Below are 6,230 nucleotides of genomic sequence, written 5' to 3' on the forward strand. Positions count from 1 at the left end.
GGGCAGCGATGACGATGCAGAATGCGGGAGCGACGAGCCAGGCCACCGGGCCGCTCGCAGGCGTGCGCGTGGTGGACATGACCTCGGTCGGCATGGGGCCGTACGCGACGCAGATCCTCGCCGACATGGGCGCGGAGGTCATCAAGGTGGAGGCGCCTGCCGGCGATGTCTTCCGCCATGCCGAGCCCGCGCTGCACGCGGGCATGGGCGCCACCTTCCTGAACCTGAACCGCAACAAGCAGTTCATGGTGCTGGATGTCAAGCGCGCGGAAGACCTGGCCCGGCTCAAGGACCTGATCGCCGGCGCCGACGTGTTCATCTCCAACGTGCGTCCGCAGTCGCTGCGCAAGCTGGGGCTGGACTATGAATCGCTGCGCGCGTCCAATCTGCGCCTGATCTACTGCGGCGCCTATGGCTACTCGGAAACGGGCCCGTATGCCGGCATGCCCGCGTTCGACGACATCATCCAGGCACGCAGCGGCCTGGCGCACTTCCAGGGCGCCAACAGCACAGAGGGACCGCAATACGTCAACACCATCCTGGCCGACAAGGTCGCCGGCCTGACGGTGGCCTATGCCATCCCGATGGCGCTGTACGAGCGCGAGCGCTCGGGGCAGGGCCAGGCCATCGAAGTGCCGATGTTCGAGACGCTGGTGTCGTTCCTGGCGGCGGAACAGCTCGCCGGCCATACGTTCGTGCCCGAGCAGGGCCCGTGCGGCTATCCGCGCGTGATGTCGCCGCACCGCAAGCCTTACCGCACGCTGGACGGCCATATCGCGCTGCTGCCGTACACCACGCCGCAATGGGCGCGCTTCTTCGCACTGTCCGGCCACCCGGAACTCGCGCAGGATCCGCGCTACACCGACCCCGCCGCGCGCAGCGCCAATATCGACGAGCTGTACGCCACGCTGGCCGATATTGTCAGCCGCAGGACCACGGCACAGTGGCTCGCGCTGCTGGCCGATGCCGATATCCCGCACAGCGAAGTGCCGGCGTTCGAAGACGTGGTGCAGGATCCGCACCTGCGCGCCACCGGCATGGTGTTCGAATACGAGCATCCGACCGAAGGACGCCTGCGCGGCATCGGCATCCCGACGCGTTTTTCGCGCACGCCCGGCAATATCCGCACGTGGGCGCAGGCGCTGCCGTCGTCGGACGACGCCTGAAGGCGCGTACAATCCGCGCACGGCAAGGCTGACAGGAACAGGAGATGGCGGAATCCGAGACCGGGGACAAGGCAGGGCAGGCCAGCGTGAAGACGGCGCTGCGCGTGATCGAGATCATGGAGATCTATGCGCGCGAAGGCCGCTCGCTCACGCTGACGGAGCTGGCGAAACTGCTCGGCGCGCCGATGTCGAGCTGCCTTGGCCTGATCCGCACGCTGGCGTCGCTCGGCTATCTCTACGAGACAGGCCGGCGGCAGGGCTATTACCCGACCAGCCGGCTGCTCAGTATCGCCCAGCGTATCTCGCGCAACGACCCGTTGCTGGAGCGCGTGCAGCCCGTGCTGGAATCGCTGCGTGACGCCACCGGCGAGACCGTCATCTTCGGCAAGCTGCAGGATGACGGGCGCGTGCTCTATCTCGAAGTGCGCGAGTCACAGAACCCGGTGCGCTACATTGCCACGCCTGGTGAACTGCGCGATGTGCACATCAACTCGATCGGACGCGCGATTCTCGGCGCCATGCCGGGGCCGGCGCGTGACGCGGTGCTGGCGAAGGTCTCGTTCCAGCCCCGCACGGAGCGGACGGTGGCCTCGCGCGCGGTCCTGGAGCAGGATATCGCGCAGTGGCAGCAGCAGGGCTGGTATCCGAACTTCGGCGAATCGTTCCCCGACCTGGGGGCGATCGCGGTGCCGGTGGACATCGGCGGCGTGGTGTATGGGATGTCCGTGGCCGGGCCGATTCATCGCGTCGAATCCAGCGTAGGGTCGATCGTCGACGCGCTGCGCAGCGGACAGGCGTCGTTGGGGGGATAGGCCGGCGCCCGGAGCCGGCCACCGCCGAAGTATTCCAGCTCGTAGCCGCGGCAGCCCGGGCAGTCGAAGGTCCCGACATACAGGAAGACGATGAACCGCGCCTGGCATGGTATTGCCCGGTTGTCGCGGCGTGTGCACCGCCTGCCCGTTGCCCGTGGGGGCGGCGGCCGCGTCCTGGCTGCCGGCGTGTCGCCTGTCGCCTGGCGCGGGCGGCGGCACGCAGTGCCATCGCTTCTTCCCTGGGCAGCAGGGTCATCCAGAAGATCTTTTCCTTGCCGTTCGTATAGCGGATGGTGCCGCCGATCGACAACGAGCCCGCGGACATCTGCACATTGACGAGCGACCCGCTGGGCGCCGTGAAGCGAAAGCGCAGCGCATCGCCAAGCGTCTCGCCCGACCAGTCGCTGAGGGGCTGCGGGCTCTTGGCGTCGATCCATCCGTAGATGCCTTCGCTGATTTCGATGCGCGCCGCTTGACCGCGGAGAATGGTCGTTCTACTATAGCTTCCTATAGAGAACGATCATTCTCAAACGAGCGAAAGACCATGTCCGAAGATTTCTCCGCGCAATCAAGGTTGCTCGAAGCCACCGAGCAGCTCATCTATTCGGGTGGCATTCATGCCACCGGCATGGATGCCATCGTCAAGGCGTCGGGCGTGGCCCGCAAGAGCATCTACCGGCTCTATCCGACCAAGGAAGCGCTGGTCGCGGCTGCATTGCTGAATCGCGATGCGCGCTGGATGGCGTGGTTCATCGGATCGACGCCGCCCACGGGCGAACCGTCAGACCGCGTGATGTCGATTTTCCCGGCGCTGCGGCAATGGTTCGAGTCCAAAGGCTTCCATGGCTGTGCCTTCATCAACGCTGCGGGTGAGACGGAAAATCCGGACAGTGAGATTCGCGCTGTCTCACGCTTCCACAAGCAGCGGTTGCTCGACTATCTGAACGAACTGACGCAGGCCTGCGGATTGCCTGATCCGCAGGAAACCGCGCGGCAGCTGCTCGTCCTGATCGACGGCGCGACTGCCGTAGCGATGGTCAGCGGCGATGCCAGCGCCGCCGACAGCGCCGGCAGGGCCGCGGCCCTGCTGCTTGAATCTTCCCGGTCCGGCAACGGACCGTCTTCATCCCACCATTGAGGTGCTCCCCATGTCTTCCAACTCCGAAATCCGTCCTCCGCTTCCGCCGTTCACGCGCGAAACCGCCATCGAGAAAGTCCGCCTGGCCGAAGACGGATGGAACACGCGCGATGCCGCCAAAGTCTCGCTGGCCTACAGTCTGGATACTCGCTGGCGCAACCGCGCCGAGTTCGCCAATGGCCGCGAAGAGGCGCGCGGTTTTCTTGAGCGGAAATGGAAGAAGGAGCTCGACTACCGCCTTGTCAAGGAGCTTTGGGCCTTCGGCGGCAACCGCATCGCCGTGCGCTATGCCTACGAATGGCACGATGACTCGGGCAACTGGTTCCGCTCCTACGGCAACGAGAACTGGGAGTTCGGCGACGACGGACTGATGATCAACCGGTACGCCAGCATCAACGACATGCCGATCAAGGAGTCGGAGCGCAAGTTCCACTGGCCGTTGGGCCGCCGTCCCGATGATCATCTGGGGCTGTCGGAACTGGGGCTCTGACGGCAATCGGAAGCGTGGCGCCCCGGCATGCAGGCCGGGGCGGGGAGCAGGCACCGGCCGGACGGGCCGGGAGCTGTGCCCACTGAGGCAGGGGGCAAAGCAACAGTGAAACGGCGATCCCAGGCAATCTGGGGAAACCCGATGTTGAGAACAATTCCCGTTTAACGGTACGATCTCGCCATCGCCCGTCACGGGCTTCCTGTCGGAGACTCCCATGCTGAAGATCATCGCTTTCGCCGTCGCCGCCGCGCTTTCCACTGGTGCACTCGCCAGCGCCAAATGCGTGTCTCACCCCAAGTCCGAATGGATGACCGAGGCCGACGCCCGCGCCAAGATCGAGGCGCAGGGCTATGTCATCAAGAAATTCAAGGTGGACGGCAACTGCTACGAGATCTACGGCACCACCAAGGACGGCAAGAAGGCCGAGATCTACTTCGATACCAAGACCCTGGACATCGTCAAGTCCGAGATCGGGAAGTAACCCCGTCCGGCTCGCTGCCGCCATGCCGGACACCGCATCGGTCCGTGTCTGGGACGTGGTCGTCCGCGTCACGCACTGGAGCGTGGCCGCGATCGTCTTCTGGGACCTGATCGAGGATTCCGGCGGCCGCCTGCACCGCGTGCTCGGCTATATAGCCGCGGGCCTCGTGCTGTTGCGCATAGTCTGGGGCTTTGTCGGCAGCGAACACGCGCGCTTCGGCGCCTGGGTGCCGCGGCCGGCGGGCGTGCTGGCCTACAGCAGGGCGCTGATGCAGCGCCGCGCGCCGCGTTTCCTCAGCCACACGCCGCTCGGCGCGGTCATGATGCTGCTGATGTGGGCCCTGATCCTGGCGCTGGCCGTCACTGGATGGATGTCGCGGCTCGATGCCCTGTGGGGCGAGGACTGGCCGATCGACATCCATGCCGCGCTCGCCGACGTGCTGACCGCGCTGATCGTCCTGCACGTGCTGGCCGCCATCGTGTTCAGCGTGGCCGGGAAAGAAAACCTGGTGCGGGCGATGCTGACCGGACGCAAGCGGCCGAATCCTGACGCCTAGCGTTCCGGGTCAGGCTCCCTTCATCGATTCCTGCGCCACTTCATACTGCCCGGCGCAAGCCTTGCCATTCAGCAGCGAGCGCTTCAGCAGCGCCCGCTGCGCCTGTACGAGATTCGCCGCCTGCCCGCGCCATGCGGCCAGCGGCGGCTCCTGCAGCGCGCGCCCGTAGGAGAAGCTCAGTGGCCACGGCAGCGGGCCGAGCCGGTTCATCGCATCGAGGTTCGCGGTCGCCTGTTCGGGCGTCTGTCCGCCCGACAGAAAGAAGATGCCGGGCACCGCGGCCGGCACCGTGCGCTTGAGCACGCGCACGGTTTCGGCGGCTACGTCCTGCACGGATGCCTGCTGCGGGCACTTCTTGCCGGCGATCACCATGCTCGGCTTGAGCACCATGTGTTCGAAAACCACGCCATGGCGATGCAGCGCATGGAACACCGCATGCAGCACGCGTTCGGTCACGGCCGCACAGCGCGCCATGCTGTGGTCGCCGTCCATCAGCACCTCCGGCTCGACGATCGGAACGATGCCCGATGCCTGGCAGATGGCCGCGTACGCGGCCAGCACCTGCGCGTTGGCCTGCACCGCCAGCGCGCCGGGCAAGGTGTCCGAAACATTGATCACCGCGCGCCATTTGGCAAAGCGTGCGCCCTGCTGGCGGTAGGCCTCCAGTCGCTTTGGCAAGCCGTCCAGCCCTTCGGTGATCTCGTCGCCCGGCGCATTCATGAGCGGAACCTTGCCCTTGTCCACCTTGATGCCCGGCAAGATGCCCTGGCGCGCGCACAGCTCGGGCAGCGGCGTGCCGTCGTCGGCGCGCTGGCCGAGCGTTTCCTCGTACAGGATCACGCCGCTGATATGCGCGCCGAGCCCCGGCGTCGACAACAGCAGGCTGCGCCATGCACGGCGGTTCTCTTCGTTCGATTCCACGCCGATGGTGGCGAAGCGCTTGGCAATGGTCGGGCCGCTCTCGTCAGCCGCGAGCAATCCTTTGCCCGGCTGCACCATCGCCTTCACGGTCGCCTGCAGTTCGCTTGCAGTATCCATGGCTTCTCCTGATGTCCTGTCACGGCGCGCGCCCGAAGGCCTCGCGCAACTTGCCCTTGGCACGCTGCAGTACGGCCAGCTGTGTTTTCGGCAGGTTGCGGCCCGCGCGGTTGATGTAGAAGTTGAGCATCGACATGGCCGACTGGAAAGCCGTGCCCTTGCGCCGGCGGCTGTGTTCGGCCGAGCGCTTCAGCGAAGCGGCGATTGCCTTCGGATCGGTGTGCTTGAAGAGGTCGGGCTGCAGGTCGAGCGCATCACTGTGCTCGCTGACCTGCTTCGACCAGCGGCGCGCATGGCGGCCGTGGCGGCGCTGCTTGCTGGTTTGCCGGGCGGATCTGGCTGTGGCCATTGCGTTTCCCTGAAACGGCTGGTCTCTATCCCAGACTAGGCGATTTCAGAAGCAGCATGGGTGCCCGGAGCGTCCTTTTTTCAAAGGACTGACCCGTCCTGAATAAGGTTGACACTTTTCCCGCAGTGATGAGGAGAGTGCCTTGGAGATGGATCGGAAGCGAACGCAACGCGACTACACGCTGGCTTTTAAATTAGCAG

8 protein-coding genes are annotated in these 6,230 nt (G+C 65.7%); 6 read left to right on the top strand and 2 right to left on the bottom strand.

Translation table 11 applies throughout. The annotated features are described in order from the left end of the window. Positions 1-8: 8 nt before the first annotated feature. From KHO22_RS24030 to KHO22_RS24055, 6 genes are all read left to right on the top strand, one after another. Complete coding sequence (locus KHO22_RS24030; protein WP_211949680.1) at positions 9-1,166, top strand: CaiB/BaiF CoA transferase family protein; 1,158 nt, start codon at positions 9-11, stop codon at positions 1,164-1,166. A gap of 44 nt (positions 1,167-1,210) precedes the next feature. Continuing rightward, positions 1,211-1,978: an IclR family transcriptional regulator gene (locus tag KHO22_RS24035; RefSeq protein ID WP_211949681.1), complete on the top strand. Its 768-nt coding sequence runs from the start codon at positions 1,211-1,213 to the stop codon at positions 1,976-1,978. A 544-nt stretch (positions 1,979-2,522) separates the two neighbouring features. Next, entirely contained in the window at positions 2,523-3,116 is a 594-nt protein-coding gene (locus tag KHO22_RS24040) for a TetR/AcrR family transcriptional regulator (RefSeq protein WP_211949699.1), read from the top strand. A 10-nt stretch (positions 3,117-3,126) separates the two neighbouring features. Further along, positions 3,127-3,606, top strand: a complete 480-nt coding sequence (locus KHO22_RS24045) for a nuclear transport factor 2 family protein (RefSeq protein WP_211949682.1) — start codon at positions 3,127-3,129, stop codon at positions 3,604-3,606. A 214-nt stretch (positions 3,607-3,820) separates the two neighbouring features. Beyond that, positions 3,821-4,087, top strand: a complete 267-nt coding sequence (locus tag KHO22_RS24050; protein ID WP_211949683.1) for a PepSY domain-containing protein — start codon at positions 3,821-3,823, stop codon at positions 4,085-4,087. Positions 4,088-4,109: 22 nt separating this feature from the next. Next, positions 4,110-4,643 (top strand): cytochrome b/b6 domain-containing protein, encoded by a 534-nt coding sequence (locus KHO22_RS24055; protein ID WP_211949684.1) that lies wholly within the window; start codon positions 4,110-4,112, stop codon positions 4,641-4,643. A 9-nt stretch (positions 4,644-4,652) separates the two neighbouring features. Here KHO22_RS24055 and KHO22_RS24060 read toward each other — a convergent pair whose 3' ends face one another. Together KHO22_RS24060 and KHO22_RS24065 are read right to left on the bottom strand one after the other, a co-directional pair. Beyond that, entirely contained in the window at positions 4,653-5,681 is a 1,029-nt protein-coding gene (locus KHO22_RS24060; protein WP_211949685.1) for a class I fructose-bisphosphate aldolase, read from the bottom strand. 19 nt (positions 5,682-5,700) lie between these two features. Then, complete coding sequence (locus KHO22_RS24065; RefSeq protein ID WP_211949686.1) at positions 5,701-6,030, bottom strand: DUF3175 domain-containing protein; 330 nt, start codon at positions 6,028-6,030, stop codon at positions 5,701-5,703. Positions 6,031-6,230: the final 200 nt, after the last annotated feature.

The organism is Cupriavidus yeoncheonensis, from assembly GCF_905397275.1.
In the GTDB taxonomy this organism is placed as follows: Bacteria; Pseudomonadota; Gammaproteobacteria; order Burkholderiales; family Burkholderiaceae; genus Cupriavidus; species Cupriavidus yeoncheonensis.